Source organism: Agrobacterium tumefaciens (genome assembly GCA_025559845.1).
Classification (GTDB): Bacteria; Pseudomonadota; Alphaproteobacteria; order Rhizobiales; family Rhizobiaceae; genus Agrobacterium.
In genome coordinates, this window is sequence record CP048470.1 from 2,126,539 (window position 1) to 2,151,556 (window position 25,018).

Below are 25,018 nucleotides of genomic sequence, written 5' to 3' on the forward strand. Positions count from 1 at the left end.
TACGTATTTTTTGATATTATGATATAAGGTTAGCTTATCAAACTTGCTTGCATCGTGCATTGTCATAGTGTCGCACGCGACGTTATACCGCGACCAGAGTTTTGATCGCACTTGCCCATCGGGGCTGCACCGCGATTGAAACCGGGAGGATTTGTTCTAGCGCTTGCGGCTGCCCGCCAGGGTCGTCGTGGGGTTTTGCATTGAATGGTCAACCATGAAGTTCACTACGGATTTCCTCCTACCCAAACCTCCGCGTTCAGCAATACCGCCATTATGCCGTCTTTGTCGTCCCATCGGGGCCGACTGTCCCTGTTGTGCGGGACATTGAACTATTATCGGGCGTCGCCTTACAGGCAGCCCTCAAAAACTGGACATTAAATCAATGAGCCATCCACAAGTCTCCACGTCACTTCCAGCCAGATTGTGGCTGTTTGTGCTCGGGGCCGTCATTCTTCTGGCGGGCCTGTTCTTTGCTGTCGGAGGAGGCAAGCTTGCCACTCTCGGCGGCAGCCTCTACTTCGTCATCGCGGGCGTTGCGCTCGTCATTTCCGGCTTGCTCGTGATCCTGCGCAAGCCTGCTGGAGCGTTACTGTTTGGTCTTACCGTCGTTCTGACGGTCATCTGGGCAATCTGGGAAGTCGGTCTCGATTTCTGGCCTCTGATCTCTCGCCTTCTGGCGATTGGCGTCGGAGCGGCGGTTGTTGCGGCATCCTTTCCGCTACTGCGTCGTGCGGTCGGCAAAACACCGGCCTACGGTGTTTCGTTTGCGGTGGCCGCGGTCATGGCACTTGTCTCAGGTGCGGGTTTCGCCGGTATGTTTGTCGCTCACCCGACCGTCAGTTTCAGCGGTGAAGCCGCCGCGCTGACGCCGGTCTCGCCTGCGACAGAGCAGAAGAACTGGGAGCATTACGGTAATACTGCAGGTGGTAGCCGGTTCGTGGCGCTTGATGACATCACGCGCGACAATATCAAGAATCTGGAGGTTGCCTGGACCTATCACACCGGTGACACACCGATCAGCCCCGGTGCGAACGGGGCAGAAGATCAGCAGACCCCGCTGCAGGTGGGCGACACGGTGTTCCTGTGCACTCCCCATAACAATGTCATCGCTCTCGACGCAGACACCGGCACTGAAAAGTGGAAGACCGAAATCAACGCGAAATCATCCGTCTGGATGCGTTGCCGCGGCCTTGCCTATTTCGATGCCACACAGCCGCTCAAGCAGCCAACTGCGCCAGGCTCTACGCCTGTTACACCTGCTGTCGTTGCCGACGGTGCACTTTGCCAGCGCCGCATTTTGATGAACACCATCAATGCAGAACTGATCGCGCTGGATGCCGACACGGGTGCATATTGCCCCGATTTCGGTACGAATGGCCGTGTTGATCTGACGATTGGTCTTGGTGATGCGCCCGATCCGCAATATGTGTTGACGTCGGCTCCAACGCTTGCCGGCACAACGGTCGTCGTCGGCGGGCGTATCGCCGACAACGTTCAGGTGGATATGCCTGGTGGTGTCATGCGCGGGTTCGATGTCATAACTGGGCAGTTGCGCTGGGCTTTCGATCCAGGCAATCCTGATATCACGCTTCTGCCGCCTCCCGGCCAGACATACACGCGTTCCACTCCTAACGTCTGGGCAGCGATGTCCTACGATCCGGACATGAACACTGTCTACATGCCGGTCGGCAGCCCATCGGTCGATCTTTACGGCGCGACACGCACCCCGCTCGACCATAAATATGGCGCGTCCATGCTAGCACTTGATGCCACCACCGGCCGTGAAAAGTGGGTCTACCAGACGGTTCATAATGATCTCTGGGACTTCGATGTGCCGATGCAACCGAGCTTCATCGATTTTCCGAAGGCAGACGGGACCACGGTTCCGGCTCTTGTCTTCGGGACAAAGGCGGGTCAGCTCTACGTGCTGGACCGTGCTACGGGTCAACCTTTGACCCAAGTCGATAATGTGCCGGTCAAGGCGGCAAACATCCCCAATGAGCCTTATTCGCCGACCCAGCCGCGTTCCGTCGGTATGCCGCAAATTGGTGCGCAGACGCTCACTGAAGCCGACATGTGGGGCGCTACACCGTTCGATCAGCTTCTTTGCCGCATTGCCTTCAAGGGCATGCGTTATGAAGGGCTCTATACGGCTCCAGGCACCGATGTGTCGCTCAGCTTCCCGGGTTCGCTCGGCGGTATGAACTGGGGCGGACTTTCGACTGATCCGACCACGAATACGATCTTCGTGAACGATATGCGCCTTGGTCTTTGGATTCAGATGAAGGAAGCCGCACCGAGCAACGTCACTGCAAGTGGCGGCGAAAGCGTCAACACCGGCATGGGCCTTGTGCCAATGAAGGGTACGCCTTACGCGGTTGACAAGAACCGGTTCCTCTCGGCGCTCGGCATCCCATGCCAGGCTCCGCCATATGGTACGATGACTGCCATCGACATGAAAACGCAGAAGATCAAGTGGCAGGTTCCCGTCGGCACAGTCGAAGACACTGGTCCGTTCGGCATCAAGATGGGTCTTCCGCTCCCGATCGGCATGCCAACCCTCGGCGGCACATTGGCGACCCAGGGCGGCCTGGTCTTTATCGCCGGTACGCAGGACTATTATCTGCGGGCTTTCGATACTGCTACTGGCAAGGAAGTCTGGAAGGCACGCCTTCCGGTCGGTAGCCAGGGCGGTCCAATGAGCTACAAGTCTCCGAAAACCGGCAAGCAGTATGTCGTGATTTCGGCAGGTGGTGCCCGCCAGTCACCGGATCGTGGTGACTATGTGATCGCATACGCTTTGCCGAATTGATCGGCTGGCCGACGAGAGAAACAAACCCCGGATCTTTTGATCCGGGGTTTTTCTTTTTTGAGCTGGCATCCACGGATTTTGAATGGCCGAGAAAAATGGAACCACGCGGAACATGCCGCGTTCGCAGAAAGGGTCGACCTCATATCTGGGAATGTCGCCGCCGTTCACCATGCTTTCACAAGCCTTATTTATGAGCTTGTGCTGGCCTGCCCGTAAACGGATGATGGCGATATTTCAGGAACTGTATATTCTCCGGCCCGCCGGGAAATCGATTTGGCATACGGAAAGGTAAAATTGTGACATCACAGGTACGAAAGATCACGCCGGTTCTTCTAGCAGGGGGAGCGGGTTCGCGGCTTTGGCCAGTGTCACGCGATCAGTTGCCAAAACAGTTCCAGCCGTTGGTCGGTGATCTTTCCACCTATCAGCAGACCTTGCAGCGCGTATCCGACCCCGCATTGTACGCGGGCCCGCTGGTTGTCACCAATGAGGATTTCCGTTTTTTTGCCCGTCGTCAGGCAGAAGAAATTGGGCTGTCGGCGACTGTGGTGCTCGAGCCTGCGCGTCGTGACAGTGCTGCCGCAATGGCCGCTGCCGCTGTCCTTGCTGAGCGGCGCGAGCCAGGCTCTCTGGTTCTGGCACTGGCCGCTGACCATGTGGTGCTGGATGCCGACAAGTTTTCCGACGCTGTCAAACTCGGTGCCAAGGCAGCCGATCAGGGTTCTATCGTCGTATTCGGGCTTGTGCCAACCGAGCCTAGAACCTCATATGGCTACATCAAGCCGGGTGAAGCGATTGACGGCGAAAAGGATCTGAGCGCCGTTGATGCTTTTGTTGAAAAACCCGATGTGAGGACCGCGATCTCTTACCTCGAAAAAGGGTATCTGTGGAACTCCGGCAACTTCCTGTTCCGCTCCGATGTGATGATTGCCGAACTCAAGACCTACGCGCCGGAAATCCTGGCCGCGGTGACCAAAGCCGTCGATCAGCATGAGAGCGATCTCGGTTTCGTGCGCCTTCATCAGGAAAGCTTCGAGGCATCTCCGAAAAACTCGATTGACTATGCTGTGATCGAGAAGACCCAACATATGGCGGTCGTGCACGGCCATTTCCGCTGGTCGGATATCGGGAGCTGGGACGCGATCTGGGAAATCGCCGACAAACGCGACAATGGCAACGCCGTGGAAGGCGACGGTGTCTTCATCGATTCCGAGGGCTGCCTCATCCACTCCACAAGTCTTCTGACCACAGTCGTCGGTGCCAAGGATCTTGTGGTGGTGGCAACCAAGGATGCGGTCCTGGTCGTGCCGAAAAACAAGGTGCAGGATGTGAAAGGGCTGGTGGAAACGCTAAAGGATAGCGGTCACGCCCCCCGCACTCAGACGCACAAGCGCGTGCATCGCCCTTGGGGATCGCTGGAGCACATGGATGTCGGCCAGCGTTACCGCGTCGGGCATATCAAGGTTGAGCCGGGCCACCGCATTTCGTTCCAGAAGCACTATCATCGCTCCGAACACTGGATTGTGGTCAAGGGCACTGCAACGGTAACGATTGGCGAAGAAACGAAGCTGCTGACCGAAAACGAGTCGGTGTACATTCCGATCGGCCAGCCTCACCGCCTTGCCAATGAGGGTCAGATCCCACTTGAACTGATCGAAATCCAGACTGGCGCCTATATCGGTGAAGACGACGTCGTTCGCATCGAGGACGATTACAGACGCCCCTGATGGTTAGCAGCCCAGCAGCGAAACGGGTGCGATCAGGCGTCGTGAGGCCCTACACGGGGATCGGTGAAATTCCTGAAAATTTCGATCCTCGCCCAAGGGCGAGGACCGCATGCCTTGGAGGCCGGGGCCTTCGAGGCCGATAAAGGATTAGATCTGATTTCGGGATTGCAAAGCCGTGAATGCGTAAAATAACTTATTATTATCAGTTGCTTGTGGCATCTCTCGCTGCCGTGGCCAGATTCGTCTTTTAGGCTGTTGCACATTCAAAAATCTTCGCATACGTTTTCACTGCAACGTTTCAGTGAGGGAGGAGACTCATGCGCATGCGTGCAATTTCTATGGCTTTTGCGGCCAGTGTTATGATTCCGGCCGGGATGGCCGGTGCTACCGATTTGGAAGTAACCCATTGGTGGACATCGGGCGGTGAGGCCGCTGCGGTTGCCGAACTCGCCAAAGCTTTTGATGCAACCGGCAACAAGTGGGTGGACGGTGCCATCGCCGGTTCCGGCGGCACGGCTCGTCCGATCATGATCAGCCGTATCACCGGCGGTGACCCGATGGGCGCCACGCAATTCAATCATGGCCGCCAGGCAGAGGAACTTGTTCAAGCAGGGTTGATGCGCGATCTGACAGATGTTGCTGAAAAGGGGAAGTGGAAAGACGTCATCAAGCCCGCAAGCTTGCTCGATAGCTGCACCATCGACGGCAAGATCTACTGCGCGCCTGTGAATATCCATTCGTGGCAATGGCTGTGGCTTTCCAACGAAGCCTTCAAGAAGGCCGGCGTCGAAGTTCCAAAGAACTGGACAGAGTTCGTCGCAGCGGCGCCCGCGCTGAAAAAGGCCGGCATACAGCCGCTGGCACTCGGCGGTCAGGCGTGGCAGGCGAACGGTTTGTTCGACACTTTGACGATCTCGATTGGTGGAAAGGATCTCTACCAGAAAGTCTATGCTGACAAGGATTCAGAAGCAGCGGCAGGTCCAGAGATGGCCAAGATTTTCGCCGCAGCCGTTGAAGCGCGCGATATGGCCAAAGGCACGAACGTTCAAGACTGGAACCAGGCTACCAACATGGTCATTACCGGAAAAGCCGGCGGCCAGGTCATGGGTGACTGGGCGCAGGGGGAATTCCAGCTTGCCAATCAAAAAGCCGGTACAGACTATAGCTGCCTTCCTGGTCTCGGGCTCAACGAATATCTGACGACAGGCGGCGATGCCTTCTACTTCCCGGTGTTGAAGGATGAAGCGAAATCAAAGGCCCAGGATGTTCTGGCCGAAGTCATCGTTGATCCGAAGACACAGGTCGCCTTCAATCTGAAAAAAGGATCACTGCCGATACGCGGCGACGTGGACCTTAATGCGGCCAACGACTGCATGAAAAAGGGACTTGCTATTCTCGCCAAGGGCAACGCTCTCACCAGTACCGACCAGCTGATTTCTGCCGACACGCAGAAACAGAAGGAAGATCTGATGGCGGAATTCTTTGCGAGTTCATCCATGACCGCCGAGGATGCGCAAAAGCGTTTTGCTGACATCATCGGTTCGGCGGACTGATCGATACCGCTGGCGCGGGGGTTGGCTTACCTGCCCCCGTAACTCCCACCCTGCCGATGGCGCTCGTTCGCGCTAAGCAGGGCGACACGCGAGCGGGCAGGTTTCCTGCCCTCCGCGATGGAACGCTCATGCCGCTTTTGTCCTGTGAATGTAACCGTTTACACAATGCGCATGAATTCAAGCTGTTACGGCGCTTTTCGTATGTTCCATGGAATGTGCAGCGCTGTCGTGTTCGAGGAGGAGAGAACCATGGCGGGTCAAGCGCATTCCGGCCGCCCCAACCAGCTTTTTCGCAATCTTAATTCGAAGATTGCCTCCATTCCCATGATCCTGACGGCTGTCGTGATCTTCCTTGGCGGAACGATCTGGACAGTCGTTTACTCCTTCACCAATTCGAAACTGCTGCCGCGCGCGACATTCATCGGTTTTGAACAGTATGAACGCCTGTGGGCGGCGCCGCGGTGGATTGTGTCCATCCAGAACCTTGCGATCTACGGCATTCTTTCGCTGATTTTCAGCCTGGTGATCGGATTTGTCCTCGCCGCACTGATGGACCAGAAAATCCGCTTCGAAAACACATTCCGAACCATCTTCCTCTATCCCTTCGCACTGTCGTTCATTGTGACGGGCCTGGTATGGCAGTGGCTGTTGAACCCAGAATTTGGCATTCAGTCGGTGGTCCGATCACTCGGCTGGGAAAGCTTCACCTTCGATCCCCTCTACAACTCCCAGATTGTCATTTACGGCATCTTGATTGCCGCCTTGTGGCAGGGGACGGGGCTGGTGATGTGCCTCATGCTCGCTGGTCTTCGTGGCATCGATGAGGACATCTGGAAGGCTGCACGCGTCGACGGCATTCCCATGTGGAGAACCTATATCCAGATCATCATTCCCATGATGCGGCCGGTTTTCATCACGACGCTTGTCATTATCGCCAGTGGCATCGTCAAGGTCTACGATCTGGTCGTGGCGCAGACGAGCGGGGGGCCAGGCATCGCGTCTGAGGTGCCCGCGAAATACGTCTACGACTACATGTTCCAGGCGCAGAACCTCGGGCAGGGCTTTGCCGCCTCGACCATGATGCTTTTGACGGTGGCTATCATCATCATTCCGTGGGCCTACCTTGAATTTGGAGGCAAAAAACGTGGCTAATATCAGCACATTGAACACGGTTGCCGCAGGCGTCGACCCGGTCGCAAAACAACTGTCCGGGCCTCGGGGAAAAAAACCGAGAAAGAGGCTCTCGCGCCGTAATATCATCCTCTATGGCACACTCTTCGTCGCCGCCGCTTATTACCTCTTGCCGCTTTATGTAATGGTCGTCACGTCCCTGAAGGGCATGCCGGAAATACGCATTGGCAACATCTTTGCTCCACCTGTGGAGATCACGTTTGAACCCTGGGTCAAAGCCTGGGCAAATGCCTGCACCGGCTTGAACTGTGATGGGCTATCGCGTGGCTTCTGGAACTCCGTACGCATTCTTGTTCCGTCTGTGGTGGTGTCCATCGTCATCGCCTCTGTCAGCGGTTACGCGATGGCAAACTGGAAGTTCAAGGGTTCGGAACTGTTCTTTTCCATTCTCATCATCGGCGCGTTCATCCCTTACCAGGTGATGATCTATCCGATTGTTATCGTCCTGCGGGAACTCGGTGTTTATGGCACTTTGACCGGCCTCGTCATCGTACACACGATCTTCGGCATGCCGATCTTGACGTTGCTGTTTCGAAACTACTTTGCGTCATTACCGGAGGAGTTGTTCAAGGCGGCGCGCATAGACGGTGCGAATTTCTGGCAGATCTATTTCCGCATCATGCTGCCAATGTCATTGCCTATTTTCGTAGTGGCGATGATCCTGCAGGTGACGGGTATCTGGAACGACTTCCTGTTCGGGGTCGTCTTTACCAGGCCTGAATATTACCCGATGACCGTGCAGCTCAATAACATCGTCAACTCCGTGCAGGGCGTGAAGGAATACAACGTCAACATGGCGGCCACACTCCTGACCGGAGCAGTTCCCCTGATCGTCTATTTCCTTTCCGGCCGGCTTTTTGTCCGCGGTATTGCCGCCGGCGCAGTCAAAGGTTGAGCATATGAACAAAAGCGTTTCCATTCGCGATCTTTCCCTGTCCTTCGGCGCAGTCAGCGTGTTGAAAGACCTCAATCTCGACATCTATGACGGCGAGTTCCTTGTGCTTCTGGGCTCTTCAGGCTGCGGAAAATCGACATTGCTCAATTGCATAGCGGGACTTCTGGAGCCGACGGACGGACAGATTTTCATCAAGGACCGTAACGTTACATGGGAGGAACCAAAGGATCGCGGTATCGGAATGGTTTTCCAGTCCTATGCGCTTTATCCCCAGATGACGGTTGAAAAAAATCTGTCATTCGGTTTGCAGGTCGCCAAGGTACCAAAAGAGGAGATCGACCGGCGCGTCGCGCGTGCGGCGGGCATCTTGCAGATTGAGCCCCTCCTGAAGCGCAAGCCGGCCGAGCTTTCCGGAGGGCAACGCCAACGTGTTGCAATCGGCCGGGCTCTCGTGCGCGATGTCGATGTGTTTCTGTTCGATGAGCCGCTCTCCAATCTTGATGCCAAGCTTCGCTCGGAACTGCGTGTTGAAATCAAGCGTCTGCATCAGTCGCTGAAGAACACCATGATCTACGTCACTCACGATCAGATCGAGGCGCTCACGCTGGCAGATCGAATCGCGATCATGAAAAGCGGCGTCATCCAGCAACTCGCCGATCCGGTCACGATCTACAACAAACCAAGAAACCTTTTCGTGGCGGGTTTCATCGGTTCGCCCTCGATGAACTTTCTTCGCGGCGAGCTGGCCGAGAAAGACGGAAAGACTGTTTTTGTTACCAATGGCGTGAGTTTTTCGCTGGATGGCTACACGGCCGAACAGCCGCTTGTTCCAGGCAGCGCAGTTGTCCTCGGCGTCCGTCCAGAGCACGTGCGCGTGGACGCCGATATCACCGGTGGTGAAGTGCACGACGCGGTGGTCGATATCGAGGAGCCGATGGGAGCAGACAACCTCATCTGGCTCAAACACGCCGGGCACACGCTGTCAGTACGCGTTGGCGGCCACAGGCGTTTTTCTCCCGGCACCAAAGTACGCCTGGCCTTCGACATGGCGATGGCCTCGCTGTTTGACGCCGAAAGTGAAGAGCGGCTCTGACGAAACAAATCCTCACCAATCCCATAGTCCCAAGACAAACATCTCATGGAGGAGACAATGACTGAACTTGGCTTCCAGCTTTACAGCGCTCGTAACTTTTTACCTTTTTCAAATATATTCAAGAAATTGGCTGAGGCTGGTTACAAACAGGTGGAGGGATACGGTGCCATGTACGCCTCACTGGATGAGGCGGATCTGAAAGCACTTCGCGAGGAACTAGACGCGAATGGTCTTTCGATGCCAACAGGACATTTTGGTCTGGACCTCTTGGAAGGCGATCCCAAAAAAGCTCTCAACATCGCAAAGGTTCTCGGTGTGGAGGCAATCTATTGCCCCTACCTGATGCCGGACCAGCGGCCGGCCGACGCGGCTGGATGGTTCGCGTTTGGTAAGCGCTTGCAGGAGGTCGGAAAGCCTTTCGTTGATGCGGGGCTTACGTTTGGATGGCACAACCACGATTTCGAGTTCAAGACGCTCACAGACGGTTCCACGCCGCAGGAACAGATTCTTGCTGGTGGTCCTGACCTCAAGTGGGAAGCAGATATCGCCTGGATCGTGCGTGGTGACGCCGATCCGTTTTCCTGGATTGAAAGCTACGGAAAACGGATCACCGCTGTTCACGTCAAGGATATCGCTCCCAAGGGTGAAAATACCGATGAAGATGGCTGGGCGGATGTCGGTCATGGTACGCTGGATTGGAAGGGCTTGATTGATGCCCTGAAGAGCAAAAGTGCCACGCAAAACTTCGTCGTTGAACACGATAATCCCAAAGATATCGATCGACTGATCAGCCGTTCGATCGCTTCTTTCAAATCCTACTGATGACCATTCTTTTGGAGTAACCAACATGGCCAGAGAACTTGGCGTCGGCATCATCGGATGCGGCAATATCTCTACCACCTATTTTTCACTGGCACCGCTCTTCAAGGGCCTGAAGGTGCTGGCTTGCGCTGACCTCAACCGGAATGCCGCCGAATTGAAAGCGGAAGAATATGGTGTGAAGGCACAGTCCATAGAGGAACTGCTTTCCAACAGCGAGATCGACGTGGTGGTGAACCTCACCATTCCCGCTGCGCATTTCTCCGTTTCAAAAGCCGCGCTGGAAGCAGGCAAGCACGTCTATTCGGAAAAACCACTGGTTCTTTCGATGGAAGAAGGAGAAGAGCTTCGCCGTATCGCGAGAGAGAAGAAGCTCTCCGTCGGTTGCGCACCGGATACTTTCCTTGGCGGCGCGCACCAGCTCGCCCGCAAGTACGTCGATGAGGGCAAGGTTGGGCGCATTACCTCCGGCACCTGCCACGTCATGAGCCCCGGTATGGAAATGTGGCATCCCAATCCGGGTTTCTTTTTTCTGAAGGGTGGTGGGCCGATCCTCGATCTCGGTCCTTACTACATCGCCAACCTCATCAATTTGATTGGTCCGGTAAAACGTGTTGGCGCCTTGACGACGATGGCCAATCCAACTCGTACCGTCACCAGCCAACCGCTGAACGGTCAGGTCATCCCGGTTGAGACGCCGACCAATATCCATGCCCTGCTGGAATTCGTGAATGGCGCAACCATCACGCTTTCGGCGAGTTGGGATGTCTGGTCACACCGTCACGCGAATATGGAGCTTTACGGTACCGAGGGCTCGATTTATGTGCCCGACCCGAATTTCTTTGGCGGTATTGTTGAGGCCAGCGGTCGCGACAAGGATATACAGCCGCTTGAGAACTGGGCGCACCCCTTTGGCGTCTCCAATCAGGAAAGTCCGAACGGCCCGCGTGCCAACTACCGCACTGCTGGTCTCGCCGATATGGCGCAGGCGCTGATCGAGGGACGCGATGCCCGTTGCTCGCTCGACCGTTCATTGCATGGGATCGATGTCATGACGTCAATCCTCAGGTCTGGCGAGGAGGGACGTTTCATCGAAATGTCAACGACATGCACGCAGCCTGCCGCACTTGGTATCGAGGAGGCCCAGGCACTGCTGCGCTAAGTCGAAGACAGGCGGCGAGGGCAACTTTGCCGCTTGACGTCTTAAAGTCTGCCAGGCAAGAACGCCGCTCTTACAATCGAGTTATGAGGAACGAAAAAGGCCCGGCGCACTGCCAGCGAGCCGGGCCTTGCCGCAAGCGACCGTTTCAGGATCGGGCGGCGATCCGGCGGTCGTTGCTTTTTGTGTGGCTGCTACAGACCCAGCCAGTGTGGGATTGTTTTAAGCAGCCAAATGAGGAACACGACGGGTGCGACCCCAACCGCTGCGACAATAGCCGCCAATGCCACAAGAATGACGAGGCCGAGATTCTTGCCGACACGCTGGCGCTTGGTAGCGAGTGCACTAGTCACGATCTGACACGCTCACGAGGCCGTGGATCGTCAGTGCGACATAAAGGCTGCCAGAAAGCGCCATGAGCGCTGCTACGCCGACGGTTGTCAGATCGCCGGCCAAACTCATCAAAATGTCAGCCGCCTTCATTCGGTCCGACCCCTTCGTTCATCATGTTGAGCTTGTTCTAGATCGGGTCCGTTGCCGCCCTATGTCCCGATTGTTTCGAGTTGTTGCTGCGATACAGAAAAATCGTGATGCAACCGACATAGCCGAAAAGACTTCCCTTGACGGACGCTTTGCGCTAAAAGCCGCGCCGTTATCCGGTCGCAGCCCACCCGGTCAAAACAAGGGATCTCAAATTATGAAGACTATCGTCATCTGCTCAGGCGGATTGGACTCTGTTTCGCTTGCGCATAAGATTGCCGCGGAACACGAACTCATTGCTCTCGTGTCCTTCGACTATGGTCAAAGGCACAAAAAGGAACTGGACTTCGCGGCCGCCTGTGCGGGGCGTCTTCGCGTTCCGCATCACATCATCGACATTCGCACCATCGGGGCGCATCTGACTGGTTCGGCACTGACCGATGACGTGGACGTGCCGGACGGTCACTATGCCGAAGAAACCATGCGTTCAACCGTCGTGCCGAACCGCAATGCGATCATGCTGACCATTGCCTTCGGGCTAGCTGCAGCTCAGCATGCCGATGCTGTGGCCATTGCCGTTCACGGCGGCGACCACTTTATCTATCCCGATTGTCGTCCCGGCTTCATTGACAGCTTCAATGCCATGCAGGCGCATGCGCTGGAAGGTTATGCCAGCGTCGAGCTTTTCGCACCATACGTGACGGTCTCGAAGGCTGCGATCGTGACGGATGGAACGAAATACGGCACGCCGTTCGGCGAGACCTGGTCCTGTTACAAGGGAGGGCTTCGACACTGCGGTCGGTGTGGCACCTGTGTCGAGCGGCGTGAGGCATTTCATCTGGCCGGCGTAACTGATCCGACCGATTACGAAGACCCTGATTTTTGGGTGTCGGCAACGCATGCTTATGCGGCTCAGGAGGTGCGATAGTGTTTCGTATCACCAAGGAGTTTCATTTCTCGGCATCACATCAGCTCAAAAGCCTCCCTGCCGAACATCAATGCGCGCGTCTTCACGGGCACAACTACGTCGTGGAGGTTGAGCTTGCCGGTGCGGAGCTAAATGAGCACGGCTTTGTTCGGGACTATCACGAGCTTTCTCCGCTAAAGCATTATATCGACGATCATTTTGACCATCGTCACCTGAACGATGTGTTGGGTCACGACCGCGTAACAGCAGAATGTCTGGCAAAGCACTTTTACGAATGGTGCAAGGAGCGGCTGCCGGAAACCAGTGCCGTACGCGTCAGTGAGACAGCAAAGACATGGGCGGAATACCGGCCATGAGCCTGGCCGCCACGAAAACCGCGACCAAGGAAACGACGATCCGCATCAGTGAAATCTTCGGCCCAACGATACAGGGCGAGGGCTTGCTGATTGGTGTGCCGACCGTATTTGTTCGCACCGGTGGCTGCGATTATCGCTGCTCCTGGTGCGATACGCTGCATGCCGTTGATAGCGAGTATCGCGATACGTGGGCGCCCATGTCGGTTGACGCGATCTGGTGCGAGGTGAGACGGCTTTCTGGCGGTGTACCCCTGACGGTCTCGCTTTCTGGCGGCAATCCGGCCATTCAACCGTTCGCAGAACTCCTTACGAGGGGACATGCGGACGGGTATCGTTTCGCGCTAGAAACGCAAGGCAGTGTCGCGAAGAACTGGTTCGGTGCTCTCGACTATCTGGTGCTCAGTCCCAAGCCGCCTTCGAGCGGTATGGAAACGGACTGGAATGCATTTGAGCAATGTCTCGTCGCAGCCGGTAAGCATCCACAGCTGGCTTTGAAGATCGTTGTTTTCGATGATGCGGATTACGCTTATGCGAAAGATGCCGCCGCCCGCTTTCCGCATCTCCCAATCTATCTGCAACCTGGTAACCACACCCCACCACCACCTGACGATGACAACGCTCGCGTCGATATCGATGGTGTGATGGACCGAATGTTGTGGCTGGTGGACAAGGTCTCGGCCGATCGTTGGTTTGCAGCCCGCGTGTTGCCGCAGCTCCATGTGCTTTTGTGGGGAAACAAAAGGGGCGTGTGAGCAGCGCCACGTACCTTCTCCCTTTTGGTGAGGAGGTAGAGGCAGCAGAATGAGGGGGTGAGACGAGCAATAAAATCGCCGCTCTCCCCCTCATCACTTTCATTAAACGGTCGTCTTATCGCATGGGAGCGATCGAGGTGGCGATGTCGCTTCGCCACCCGTTCACAACCTATGCCGAAACGGCTAGCTCCCGGCGTTCTCGATCTGCAATGATGGAAAGGTCGAGAACCTTTTGCAAATTCGCTGCATGGCGGAAATTCGGGTCAGCCGGGCCGCCGTCCATCACTGCCTTTGCGAACTTTTCGTAGTTTGTCGACACTGGATCGACCTCGACAGTCGTCCAGATCGCCTTCTCGACATCCTCTCCAAGGCAGGTTCGCAGGCTGGAATATTCCGGCGTATGAATGACTTCGATCGCGCCCTTGTCGCCGTGGACTCGCAGACGAAGTTCATTCAGGTGGCCGGTTGCCCAGCGGCTGGCATGAATGACGCCCATCGCGCCATTTTCCAGCTCCGCAGTCATGGTGAAGCTGTCATTGGCATCGAGGTCGTAGACCCCGATCTTGTTGCCTTCATATTTGTCGAAGGTTTTCAGACGCGTGAAAATCCGCTCCACATCGCTGCCGGCGCCGTAGGATGCGAAGTCGAGAATATGAATGCCAACATCGCCAAGAACGCCGTTGGAGCCATGTTTGGTCGAAAGCCGCCACAGCCATTTGCTCTCCGTCATCCAGTCGCCCCACGCTTTGGAAACCAGCCAGCTCTGGAGATAGGAGGCCTCAAGGTGCCGCACCTTGCCGATCTGGCCCGAAAGCACCATCTGCCGTGCCGCCTGCAATGGGGCGACATTGCGGTATGTGAGATTGACCATTGCGACGAGGCCGGCTTTTTCCGCCGCATCGGCCATTTCAGCGGCTTTGGCGTAGTTTTCCGCCAACGGCTTTTCGCAAAAGACGTGTTTGCCGGCTGCCAAAAGCTTGAGGCTGGTCGGATGGTGGATGCTGTCGGGTGTGACGTTTGCCGCCGCATCGAATTCACCCCACGCAATCGCATCGTCAAGCGATGTGAAGGTAAGCGGAATATTGTGGCGAGCCGCGAAGGCTCGCACAATCACGTCATCCACATCCACGGCTGCGACCAGTTCGACGCCGGGGATTTCAGAGAAATACGTGGCATGGTTATTGGCCATGCCGCCAGTTCCGAGAATAAGAAGTCTCATGGCTGATTACCTGTAACCTGCTTCGCCTGCCTTGTGCAGCTTGGGACCGCGTTCTTCAATCGGTTCCAGCGCCTGTTCGACTGGGACGTTGGGGGCGTTGTGAATGCTCGTCAGTGCACCGGCCGGATTATAAGCCCATTTCACCGAATTGCTGATGACCTTCTGTACGTTCGCATCGTGATAGGTCGGGTAGGTCTCGTGGCCGGGACGGAAATAGAAGATGTTGCCAGCGCCGCGACGCCAGGTGAGACCCGAACGGAACACTTCACCGCCCTGGAACCAGGAGATGAAGACGGTTTCGAGCGGCTCCGGCACGGAGAACTGTTCGCCATACATTTCTTCGTTTTCAAGTTCGAAGTGCTCTGGAAGGCCTGCGGCAATCGGATGGCGGGGATTGATTGTCCACAACCGCTCGCGTTCACCTGCCTCGCGCCACTTCAAGGCGCAGGGGGTGCCCATCAGCCGCTTGAACGGTTTTGAGAAGTGACCGGAATGCAGCACGATGAGGCCCATCCCTTCCCAAACCCGTTTCGCGACACGTTCGACAATTTCGTCCTGAACAGCGCCATGATCCTTGTGGCCCCACCACACAAGAACATCGGTCTTGTCGAGGCGATCCGGCGATAGGCCGTGTTCGGGTTCCTGAAGAGTAGCTGTCGTGGCATTGATGCCGTCGACCGTGTTCAGCGCGTCGGCGATGGTGTTGTGCATGCCGTTTGGATAGATCGAACGCACCGTCTCATTGATGTGCTCGTGGATGTTTTCGCCCCATACAACCGTGTTGATGGTCATCTTCATGCTCCTTGCTAATAGCCGGTACTTGGGTGTTTCCGGCGAATGGATTGGATCAGGCTGCGCCGCGGCTCAGGTTGCGGCTGAGCGCGCGCCCCTCGGTATCGAAACGGTGGATATTGTCTGCGGTCGGTGCAATGACGATACGCTCGCCCGTCTTGCGACTGGAAACGCCTTCTTCGCGCACGACAATGGGTTCCGAAGCGCCGATCTCGACATAGATATAGCTGTCCGACCCCAGCATTTCTGAATGAACGATCTCACCGGCCCAGCCATTTTCACCGGCCGAAATGGTAATGTGCTCGGGGCGTATGCCAATCGTTTTTGCGCCTTCTGCGTCGGCATACTTGCCGGTCAGGAAATTCATTTTCGGTGAGCCGATGAAGCCGGCTACAAACGTGTTGACCGGGTTTTCGTATAGCTCGAGTGGCGTGCCAATCTGCTCGACACGACCATCTCGCAGCACGCAGATCCGGTCCGCGAGTGTCATGGCCTCCACCTGGTCGTGGGTGACGTAAATCATTGTCGTGCCATGCATGGAGCGATGCAGCTTGGCAATTTCGAGCCGGGTTGCAACGCGCAACGCGGCATCGAGGTTGGACAGCGGCTCATCGAACAGAAACACCTTGGGATCACGCACGATGGCGCGACCGATTGCGACGCGCTGGCGCTGGCCACCGGAAAGCTGTTTTGGCAGACGATCGAGATAGGGCGTCAGCTGCAGCATTTCAGCAGCTGCTTCAACGCGTTTTCGACGCTGGTCCTTATCCGCACCCGCCAGCTTCATTCCAAACGCCATGTTTTCGAACACGGTCATGTGCGGGTAGAGGGCGTAGGATTGAAAGACCATGGCAACGCCGCGTTTCGCGGGCGGCAGGCGGTTGACTGCCTCGCCATCGAACGAGAGCGTGCCGCCAGATATCTCTTCAAGACCACAGATGAGGCGCAACAATGTCGACTTGCCGCAGCCGGATGGTCCAACGAAGACCATGAATTCGCCGGAGCGGATATCCATGTCGATGCCCTTGATGACATCGAAGGCCCCGAAAGATTTACGAAGATCGCGCAGTTGGATTTTGGTCATGGTTAAACTCCTAGCCTTTGACGCCACCGGCGGTGAGGCCGGAAATGATGCGTCGCTGGAAGATCAGGACGAGGACGACGAGCGGGGCAGTGACAATGACGGACGCTGCCATGATCGATCCCCAGGGGATTTCGAACTGCGAGCCTCCCGACAGGAGCGCAATCGCCACGGGTACCGTGCGCTGCTCGTTCGATGACGTGAAGGTGAGCGCGAAAAGGAACTCGTTCCATGCCGCGATGAAGGCAAGCAATCCGGTGGTCACAAGAGCAGGCCACATCAGGGGCATGAAGACCTGTGTAATGATGACCCAGGGCGTTGCTCCATCAACGATGGCCGCTTCCTCGATCTCGATTGGCAGATCGCGCATGAATGTTGTCAGTACCCAGACTGTAAAGGGCAAGGTGAAGATCATGTACGAGAAGATCAGAGCCAACGGTGTGTTGAAGATACCGGCCCAACGGATGAGTTCGAAGAGGCCTGCAAGAACAGCGATCTGCGGAAACATCGAGACAGACAGGATGGTCAGAAGCAGAAGTGCACGGCCGCGAAAGCGAACGCGGGCAAGTGCATAGGATGCCGTAACGGCCAGAAACAGCGACACGACGACGACAGAGGACGCGATCATCAGCGAGTTGCCGAGATTGCGCAGGAAACTCCCGTTGCCCAGCACGAAACTATAGTTGGCAAAGGAGAAGTCCCGCGGCCAGTAATTGATCTGGAAGAGTGCTGTTCCGGATTTGAGGCTCGTCAGGATGGCGTAGTAGAACGGGAAGACGGAGATGACGATAATGACCGCAACCAGGGCATAGAAGGCTGACGTCTTGAGAATATTGGGAAAGGTCATCGCGCCGCTCCATCTGTGTTGACGCGCCCGAGCCACATATAAACAACCGTGATCGAGGCGATGATCAGGAACAGCATCGTGGATGCTGCAGCGCCGTAGGCGAACTTGTCGAAATCGAACAGGTTTTCGCGCGCCAGCACCGACATCGTGCGGGTCTGAGCATTGTTTGGCGTCAGAATATAGATGAGGTCGAAGACGCGCAGGGCATCCAGCATGCGGAAGATCACGGCGACCATCAGAGCGGGCCGGATCATCGGCAGAGTGACTCGGAAGAAGACCTTAACCGGATGGATGCCATCGACCTTGGCGGCCTCGTACATATCCTTGGGCACCATTTGAAGGCCGGCGAGAATAAGCAGCGCCATGAATGGTGTCGTTTTCCAGACGTCGACGATCAAGACCGCAATCATGGCCGTATCAGGATTGGCCGTCCAGGCGATCTTGTTTGAGATCAGGCCGAGATTGAGGAACAGGTCGTTGAGGATACCGAACTGGTCGTTCAGCATCCACGCCCACATCTGAGCGGAAACGATGGTCGGAATAGCCCACGGCACGAGGATTGCAGCGCGGACAATACCTCGCCCTTTGAACTCGGCATTGAGAACGAGGGCAACGACCAGGCCGAGGACTGTTTCTATGCTGACGGAGACAATCGTGAATTTTAGCGTGTTAAGAACAGCGCCCCACCAAGCTGGGTCTGCCAACAGGCCACGGTAGACCGTGCGGCCGCTGCCAAGCGTTATCCAGGAAAGATAATTCTTGAACCCGACGAATTGTGCGCCGGAAAGATTGGTGAGTGATGCATCAGTCAGGCTGAACCAGATGGTTCGTACAAGCGGCCAGCCGGCGACGAGGGCAAGGACGAAAAGCGTTGGGGCGAGGAACAGCCAAGCGGATCGGAGGCGTTCCGATTGAAGGTCGGAGCCTGATGCTTTGGTGGATGTTGCACCCGGTCTTTCAAGGGCGATATCATTCATGGGGATGTCTCACGGTTGGGGCATCTGAAGCGGACATGTCCAGTCCGCTCCAGATGCGAGCCGGATTACCAGCCGTTGCCTTTGAGGTCGGTCAGCTCGACCTCGAGGAGCTCGAGATTGTCGGCTGCGGAGCCATTGCCGGACAGCGTGTTATGAACGGCACCCCAGAATTTGGCGGACACCTCGTTATACTTTACCTTTGCAGCAGCCGATGGGCGCGGAACTGCGGTCTGGAAGATCGGTTTCCACGTTGGCATGAAAGGCTGTGCCTCGGCGACATCCTTGTCATCATAGAGCGAGGCGATCGTCGGCATGTTGGAAAGCTGAACCGCACGCTTCTTCTGTGTTTCCTTGGATGCCAGGAATTTCACGAGTTGGATCGCGGCTTCCTGATCGTCTGAATATTTTGAGACGGCAAGGTTCCAGCCGCCGAGTGTCGAGGCAGGATCCGCACCTGCTTCGCCAGCCGGTAGTGGTGTTACGCCGAACTTGCCCTTGATGGCGCTGTCATCGCCATTGCCGAGTGCATAAGCATAAGGCCAATTGCGCATGAAGACGGAATTTCCGGTTTGCCACACGCCGCGAGCTTCTTCTTCCTTGTAGGCGAGAACGCCCTGTGGCGCGATGGAGCCGACCCAACCCTTGACGGTTTCGATGGCCGCCGCCGCCTTTTCGTTGTTGATGGAAATGTCGCCGTTGGCTTCGATAATATGGCCGCCGCCAGCGGATGCGATCCATTCAAGTGCGTTACAGGTCAGACCTTCATAGGCGCTGCCCTGAAAGACAAAACCCCAGAGATCCTTCTGACCGGCGGCGCGTTCTTTTTCCTGAATTTCCTTGGCGGTCTCGCTGAGTTCCACCCATGTTTTCGGTGGCTGCTTGCCGTATTTTTCGAGCAGATCCTTGCGGTAGAACAGTGCTGGAGCATCGGTGAACATCGGCATTGCAACAAGTTTGCCGTCAACAGTCTGCGAAGCGACGATCGATGGGAAGTGGTCGGCGATCACGTCTTTTGTTGCTGCAGAGAGATCGACAAACTGGTCGGAAAGCTGTGGCGCCCACACCACGTCTGTCTGATAGACGTCCACGTCCTTGTTGCCTGCCGCGAGCCAAAGCCGGTACTGGCTGAACTGTTCGCTGGAAGACGATGGCATGGTGACAAGATTGACCTTGTGGCCGGTTTCCTTTTCGAAAGCGGCAATGCGTTCCTTGAAAAACGCGACATTCTTGCCGGTCGAGTTAGCCGCAATCGACAGTTCTGCTGCCTGTGCGGAAACCGCGGCAGACAAGACGCTACCGCACAGCAATAAGGTTTTGATTGAAATATTCATTGTCAAACTCCTCCGTTTGCGCATCCAACCTTCCTCAAAATTGAAAGCGCTTTTGACTGTGCAGAGGCTGTCAAAAGCGAACCTTTCTGTCAATACCCTATATTAATGGCGGAAAATCAGGCGAATTAGTGTGATTAATTTAGGCGTTTGCCAATTCACATGACCAACTGTAAGGTTTCAGGTGATGAAAATTGAAAACGATTTCAAATTTTGTCGGCTTGAAAATTCTGCGGCCACAACGCATGCAGAGAGAAACTGGCAAATCAGATGAAGCTCAAGGAATTCGCAGAAAAGGTGGGTCTTTCTCCCACCACCGTCAGCAGGGCGCTGGGTGGCTATCCGGAGGTGCGTGAAGAGACGCGCCAGCGGGTGGCCGAGGCTGCGCGCAAATATGGCTACAGACCCAATGCGAATGCGGTTCGACTTGCCACCGGCAGAGCAGGCGCCATCGGTGTCGTGATGGGGCGATCAGGCGGCGGGCACTTCTTTTCTGAATTTATGGGTGGGATGGCGACCCGGCTGGAGCGGGAAGAAACGGATATTCTCGTCAGCGTCACCGTGGACAACAATCTCGATGAAGAGCAGGCGATTTTCAGCCGTCTGGCCGCGAGCGGCCGTGTCGACGGCATCATCGTACATTCACCTCGCCCCGAAGACGAACGTATCGCGCTCCTGCATCGGTTAGGTGTACCGTTTATCGTTCATGGCCGCTCCAAGACGCCATTTGCCCATGCGTGGCTCGATATCGACAATTATGAAGTAACCTATCGTCCGACGATCCATTTCCTGGAGCGCGGGCACAGGCGCATAGCCCTCATCAATGGACCGACAGGGCGTACCTTCGTGAAGGATCGCGAACAGGGTTTCATTGATGCGCTCGAAACCCATGGCATTTCGCCTGATCCGCGCTTCATGTTGAGCGAGCAATTCAGCGAGGATACGGCCTTCCGCTTCGCTCGCTCGCTCCTGGAGCAGTCGCCACGCCCAACGGCCTTCGTGGCAGGTGCGATGATGACGGCGCAAGGCGTCTATCGTGCGGCGAGCCATCTCGGCCTGGTCATCGGTAAAGATGTCTCCGTCATCGCCCATGATGACGTTTTCCCCTACCTTACTCCCGAGAGCATGATGCCGCCGCTTTCCACGACGCGCTCTCCCATGCGTATGGCCGGTATTCGCGTGACAGACCTTTTGTTGCAGATCATTGGCGGGAGGCCGGTGAGCGAGGTGCAGGAGCTCTGGCCCGTGGAGCTCATCTTACGGGAATCGGTCGGCCCTGCGTGAGGTTTTGAAGATAGTTCACTGATTCCATTCTATTTTGTGAACGCTCAGTGAAAGATGTTCGCGGTTGGCCCACTATACGCAAGGGTCGTCTTGTGTATAATCAAAACATGTCCGGCGTATTGAACCAAAACCAGGGCAAGCGCGTTTGGGAGACGCGTCGAAGGAGGGTAATGCATGTTCGAGTTCTTGAAATCGCAACCGCAAAACGTGATCGATGATGTCGAGGCGACCGGCACCTATGCCGATGCTCTGCTGAATGTGCCTCAGCCCGAGATTTCTCGTTCAACGGCGCGTGAGCAAGGTCACGAAGCCCATCAGCGTGATTACCGCGAAGACCGCGACGTTTCGCGCAGTGCTCTCGGTTTTGCCTGACTGTGCAATATGATTTTCCCTAAATAGTTTGGAACGCACGGGCGTGTACGCCGTTTGCCTTTTGTCCGAAATGATTTGATGGACGGCGCAGACAGACCGGAAGGACCTGTCCGGCAATTGACCGGCAAGCAAATCCGTTAAGCGCCGTCCATAAATCGAGAACAGGAGGTGGGCCAATGCCGATCGTTCCCGTCGAACCTTATCCCGATGTGCCGATGCCGGTACCGCCTCAACCCGAATTTCCTCCCATCGACGAACCGGAGCCAGATAGACTCCCGGATGAGGCACCTAACCCAAACCCGGATGAAAACGACGATCCGCCACGCGTCCTGTGAGGCGTTCGGTTTTAGTTTCGGTTCGTTTATGTGTCGTCGAAGCGCTTGCTTACAAATTTCGATCCGGCAAGTCCGAAACGCCAGGGATAATCCTGTGCACGACTGATTCCGATCCGTCGACCAATTGCCAAAGACGCCTGTTGTCCGGGCAATCTGATCAGGAATGGTGATTTATCAAGTGGAGCGCCATCGAGTTCAGCCGTAATCCCCAGCGACTGACAAAGCCTGCCCGGTCCGGAGCAGAGCAGTTTCTCGTTATCTGTGCCCCGGCGCAGTTTCATCATATCAATGCCAGTTTTCGGTTGGATCGCACGCAGGAGCACTGCGGATCCGGGAGCGCAGACAACATTCGCACACCAGTGAATGCCATAGGAACGGTAGACGTAAAGATGACCAGCAGAACCGAACATTGCCTTGTTGCGCGGCGTTTCACCCTTGAAGCTGTGTGATGCCGGGTCATCGGGCGTGTAGGCTTCCGTTTCCACGATAATACCGCCTACGCCACCGACCCTGAATTCTGCACCTATCAAGGCACGAGCAACATCGACCGCGTCGCGTTGAAAGGTGCTTTTTTCCAGTCCGTGGAGCGGGAGGTTCATCTAGAGTGACTCGCGGTGCTGTCTACATTGTCATACAGGAGGCGATGCCATCTTGCCTTTCGCACGCTTTGTAAAATGGGACGGCCAGATTGTCTTGGTTGAATTCATCGCGGTGGCGGCGAAAGGGTAGTCACATGTCGCTAGCCGACATCCACATATGCAGTCGTCTTGCTCGTCGGTGCTTACGGAATTCACAAAATCCGCAGCCTCCTCTGATGCGTTCCAGATGTACCTCAGTTCGCGAGGTGCTGGAAACCGCGAATTTTCAGAAGAGGCGTTGAGTATTCCTGCACGCGACCCTGTTGCTAACGTCTGTTGCTCGTGTGACAGGCGGAATTGAGAGCCTTGTCAGCGGCTGATGGAAATTACCCCTTTCCTGCTGCTCACAGCCTTGTGTCCCTATGATTAATGAAACGGTAACGGCTATTCACGAAGCTTTGTCCGTGCGGATGGTTGCCGCTATATGGCCACCTTCGCTAGTTAAGCGTCAACTAAATCAGGCTGGACGTCATGAGAATCAAGGTATTGCCGAGGACCGCTTCAACGGACCTTTGGCATAAAGTAAAGACGGGACTACGGGTGGCCGCGATCGTTGCGATCGGTGGCGGCCTTGCTGCGTGCACCTCTATGGGGCTCGAGAGCGTGAAGAAGGACCCTCCTAAGCTATCCTCAAAGATGTTGGCTCAGATGTCGGCCAAAAGCATGCGACCTGAGAGCCCGGTTCTTGTTCGGATCTTCAAGCAGGAAAGCGAACTGGAGGTCTGGAAGGTCGACAAGACAGGCAGCTACGCGCTTCTTAAGACCTATCCAATGTGTCGTTGGTCAGGAAAACTTGGGCCCAAAATGGCATCCGGCGACCGTCAGGCGCCCGAGGGTTTCTATCATGTGTCCGCCGGCATGCTGAACCCGAATTCTCAGTATTACGTTTCTTTCAATCTTGGTTATCCGAACAGGCTTGAATCCGCACTCGGTTATACCGGAGAAGCACTGATGGTTCACGGTGCCTGCTCCTCGTCTGGCTGTTATGCGATGACCGACGCCCAGGTTGGTGAAATCTACGCTGTTGTCGCAAAGGCACTCCAGGGTGGCCAGGATCGTTTTCAGGTCCAGGCCTATCCCTTCCGGATGTCGGCAAAAAACATGGCAGCACATCGGAGCGATCCGAACATGCCGTTCTGGCGGACGCTGAAAGACGGTTACGATTATTTTGAGGTAACGCGCCGGCAGCCGAAGGTTTCGGTCTGTGGACGTCGTTACGTTTTTAACAGTGAGTTCGCCGATGGCGAGCCTGCCGATCCGCTGGCGGCGTGCCCGCCCACCGTCAACCAGCCGGATGCGGCTGTGGCGTCGAAACTTGCGGACGAACAGCAGAAACTTGCCGCTGCGATGAGCGAGGGAACTTCCATCCCGGTTAACGCTTATGTCGATGGCGGCATGCATCCAAGCTTCCGGGCCATTTTGAAAACCAGTGGCGCCAAGTCCATGGCGGCGAAGGTTTCTGGCACGAAGTACCCGATCAGTCGCCCAGAGGCGGCGCTGGCAGATCCTTTTGCCAGTGTAAGATGACGTAGAGGTTTTTCAATTGAACGACACGACGACAACCCGGCGGGGTTTCTTGCTTGGTGCAGGCGGATTGGCGCTGGCCGGTCTTGCTGGCTGCAACACAACCGCGCGCGAGACCGCACGCCCTGCGCCACCGGCAGAAGATCCGATGTTTGCGCAGATGTACGGTCCGAAGCCTGACGAGCAGTTTCCGCTGCCCGAAATTCCCTATCAGAAGATTCCGCGACGTTTTCTGCGGCAGATGGTTGCCAACCCGACCGGAGAACGGCCCGGCGTAATTGTTGTCGATGTTGCGAACCACTTCCTGTATCTGACATACGAAGACAATCAGGCTATGCGATATGGCGTCGGTCTCGGACGGGCTGGTTTCGAGTGGTCAGGCCGCGGGGTGATCCAATACAAGCGGCAATGGCCACGTTGGACGCCGCCAGATGAAATGATTGCCCGCCAGCCCGAACTGGAACCTTATAGCTCGCGAAATGGCGGGATGGAGCCGGGGTTGAAGAACCCGCTCGGTGCGCGCGCACTTTACATCTTCAAAGACGGCAAGGACACGATCTATCGTCTGCATGGATCACCGGAATGGTGGACAATCGGAAAGTCGGTTTCGTCCGGCTGCGTTCGATTGCTGAACCAGGATATCATCGATCTCTATAATCGTGTTCCGGATGGTACGCCGATTGTCGTGACGTCGCTGTCGCCGGCGCAGCAGGGCGTGCCGATCGGTCCGGCCGGCGTTCCCGTGAGCGGAGAAAGCTACCCGGTCTCGCAATATGGCGGCGGCGTTGTGGGCGATGGGTTGCCCCAGCCGGTCAGCTCTTACTGACGATCTAAATCATGAAACAACAAAGGCCGC

22 protein-coding genes are annotated in these 25,018 nt (G+C 56.1%); 15 read left to right on the forward strand and 7 right to left on the reverse strand.

Features of this window, described 5'->3' with window-relative positions; translation table 11 throughout:
• Nucleotides 1-382: 382 nt before the first annotated feature.
• From FY156_26130 to queE, 11 genes are all read left to right on the forward strand, one after another.
• Nucleotides 383-2,812, forward strand: coding sequence for a glucose/quinate/shikimate family membrane-bound PQQ-dependent dehydrogenase (locus FY156_26130; protein ID UXS04918.1), 2,430 nt, complete (start codon nucleotides 383-385; stop codon nucleotides 2,810-2,812).
• 296 nt (nucleotides 2,813-3,108) lie between these two features.
• A complete protein-coding gene (locus tag FY156_26135; GenBank protein ID UXS04919.1) occupies nucleotides 3,109-4,539 on the forward strand; it encodes a mannose-1-phosphate guanylyltransferase/mannose-6-phosphate isomerase in 1,431 nt (476 codons plus the stop codon).
• Between the two features lie 317 nt (nucleotides 4,540-4,856).
• On the forward strand, nucleotides 4,857-6,092 hold the full coding sequence (locus FY156_26140) for a carbohydrate ABC transporter substrate-binding protein (GenBank protein ID UXS04920.1): 1,236 nt from the start codon (nucleotides 4,857-4,859) through the stop codon (nucleotides 6,090-6,092).
• 249 nt (nucleotides 6,093-6,341) lie between these two features.
• Complete coding sequence (locus FY156_26145; protein ID UXS04921.1) at nucleotides 6,342-7,244, forward strand: sugar ABC transporter permease; 903 nt, start codon at nucleotides 6,342-6,344, stop codon at nucleotides 7,242-7,244.
• Entirely contained in the window at nucleotides 7,237-8,178 is a 942-nt protein-coding gene (locus tag FY156_26150; GenBank protein UXS04922.1) for a carbohydrate ABC transporter permease, read from the forward strand. Before FY156_26145 ends, FY156_26150 begins: the two co-directional genes overlap by 8 nt.
• Before the next feature lie 4 nt (nucleotides 8,179-8,182).
• On the forward strand, nucleotides 8,183-9,271 hold the full coding sequence (locus FY156_26155) for an ABC transporter ATP-binding protein (GenBank protein UXS04923.1): 1,089 nt from the start codon (nucleotides 8,183-8,185) through the stop codon (nucleotides 9,269-9,271).
• A 57-nt stretch (nucleotides 9,272-9,328) separates the two neighbouring features.
• Complete coding sequence (locus tag FY156_26160; GenBank protein UXS04924.1) at nucleotides 9,329-10,093, forward strand: sugar phosphate isomerase/epimerase; 765 nt, start codon at nucleotides 9,329-9,331, stop codon at nucleotides 10,091-10,093.
• A 25-nt stretch (nucleotides 10,094-10,118) separates the two neighbouring features.
• Nucleotides 10,119-11,252: a Gfo/Idh/MocA family oxidoreductase gene (locus tag FY156_26165; GenBank protein ID UXS04925.1), complete on the forward strand. Its 1,134-nt coding sequence runs from the start codon at nucleotides 10,119-10,121 to the stop codon at nucleotides 11,250-11,252.
• A 694-nt stretch (nucleotides 11,253-11,946) separates the two neighbouring features.
• Entirely contained in the window at nucleotides 11,947-12,657 is a 711-nt protein-coding gene (gene queC, locus FY156_26170) for a 7-cyano-7-deazaguanine synthase QueC (protein ID UXS04926.1), read from the forward strand.
• Nucleotides 12,657-13,013, forward strand: a complete 357-nt coding sequence (gene queD / locus FY156_26175; GenBank protein ID UXS04927.1) for a 6-carboxytetrahydropterin synthase QueD — start codon at nucleotides 12,657-12,659, stop codon at nucleotides 13,011-13,013. The genes queC and queD overlap by 1 nt, the downstream gene beginning before the upstream one ends.
• Complete coding sequence (gene queE / locus FY156_26180; GenBank protein UXS04928.1) at nucleotides 13,010-13,765, forward strand: 7-carboxy-7-deazaguanine synthase QueE; 756 nt, start codon at nucleotides 13,010-13,012, stop codon at nucleotides 13,763-13,765. Before queD ends, queE begins: the two co-directional genes overlap by 4 nt.
• 169 nt (nucleotides 13,766-13,934) lie before the next feature.
• On the opposite strand, the gene FY156_26185 is transcribed toward queE, so the two are convergent.
• The 6 genes from FY156_26185 to FY156_26210 form a co-directional block, all read right to left on the reverse strand.
• Entirely contained in the window at nucleotides 13,935-14,984 is a 1,050-nt protein-coding gene (locus tag FY156_26185) for a Gfo/Idh/MocA family oxidoreductase (protein UXS04929.1), read from the reverse strand.
• A gap of 6 nt (nucleotides 14,985-14,990) precedes the next feature.
• A complete protein-coding gene (locus FY156_26190) occupies nucleotides 14,991-15,776 on the reverse strand; it encodes a trehalose utilization protein ThuA (protein UXS04930.1) in 786 nt (261 codons plus the stop codon).
• A gap of 55 nt (nucleotides 15,777-15,831) precedes the next feature.
• Nucleotides 15,832-16,860 carry an ABC transporter ATP-binding protein gene (locus FY156_26195; protein ID UXS04931.1) on the reverse strand — a complete coding sequence of 343 codons (1,029 nt, stop codon included), beginning with the start codon at nucleotides 16,858-16,860 and terminating at the stop codon, nucleotides 15,832-15,834.
• A 10-nt stretch (nucleotides 16,861-16,870) separates the two neighbouring features.
• Nucleotides 16,871-17,704, reverse strand: coding sequence for a carbohydrate ABC transporter permease (locus FY156_26200; GenBank protein ID UXS04932.1), 834 nt, complete (start codon nucleotides 17,702-17,704; stop codon nucleotides 16,871-16,873).
• Nucleotides 17,701-18,681 (reverse strand): sugar ABC transporter permease, encoded by a 981-nt coding sequence (locus FY156_26205; GenBank protein UXS04933.1) that lies wholly within the window; start codon nucleotides 18,679-18,681, stop codon nucleotides 17,701-17,703. Before FY156_26205 ends, FY156_26200 begins: the two co-directional genes overlap by 4 nt.
• 65 nt (nucleotides 18,682-18,746) lie before the next feature.
• A complete protein-coding gene (locus tag FY156_26210; GenBank protein ID UXS04934.1) occupies nucleotides 18,747-20,012 on the reverse strand; it encodes an ABC transporter substrate-binding protein in 1,266 nt (421 codons plus the stop codon).
• Nucleotides 20,013-20,279: 267 nt separating this feature from the next.
• Between FY156_26210 and FY156_26215 the strand changes: the two genes are divergently transcribed.
• Together FY156_26215 and FY156_26220 are read left to right on the forward strand one after the other, a co-directional pair.
• Nucleotides 20,280-21,293, forward strand: coding sequence for a LacI family transcriptional regulator (locus tag FY156_26215; protein ID UXS04935.1), 1,014 nt, complete (start codon nucleotides 20,280-20,282; stop codon nucleotides 21,291-21,293).
• Between the two features lie 174 nt (nucleotides 21,294-21,467).
• Complete coding sequence (locus FY156_26220; GenBank protein ID UXS04936.1) at nucleotides 21,468-21,665, forward strand: hypothetical protein; 198 nt, start codon at nucleotides 21,468-21,470, stop codon at nucleotides 21,663-21,665.
• A gap of 361 nt (nucleotides 21,666-22,026) precedes the next feature.
• On the opposite strand, the gene FY156_26225 is transcribed toward FY156_26220, so the two are convergent.
• Nucleotides 22,027-22,599, reverse strand: a complete 573-nt coding sequence (locus FY156_26225) for a DNA-3-methyladenine glycosylase (protein ID UXS04937.1) — start codon at nucleotides 22,597-22,599, stop codon at nucleotides 22,027-22,029.
• Between the two features lie 579 nt (nucleotides 22,600-23,178).
• Here FY156_26225 and FY156_26230 point away from each other — a divergent pair.
• Nucleotides 23,179-24,165, forward strand: coding sequence for a murein L,D-transpeptidase (locus tag FY156_26230; GenBank protein UXS04938.1), 987 nt, complete (start codon nucleotides 23,179-23,181; stop codon nucleotides 24,163-24,165).
• Between the two features lie 16 nt (nucleotides 24,166-24,181).
• Nucleotides 24,182-24,988 carry a L,D-transpeptidase gene (locus FY156_26235; GenBank protein UXS04939.1) on the forward strand — a complete coding sequence of 269 codons (807 nt, stop codon included), beginning with the start codon at nucleotides 24,182-24,184 and terminating at the stop codon, nucleotides 24,986-24,988.
• The last annotated feature ends 30 nt before the right edge of the window (nucleotides 24,989-25,018 follow it).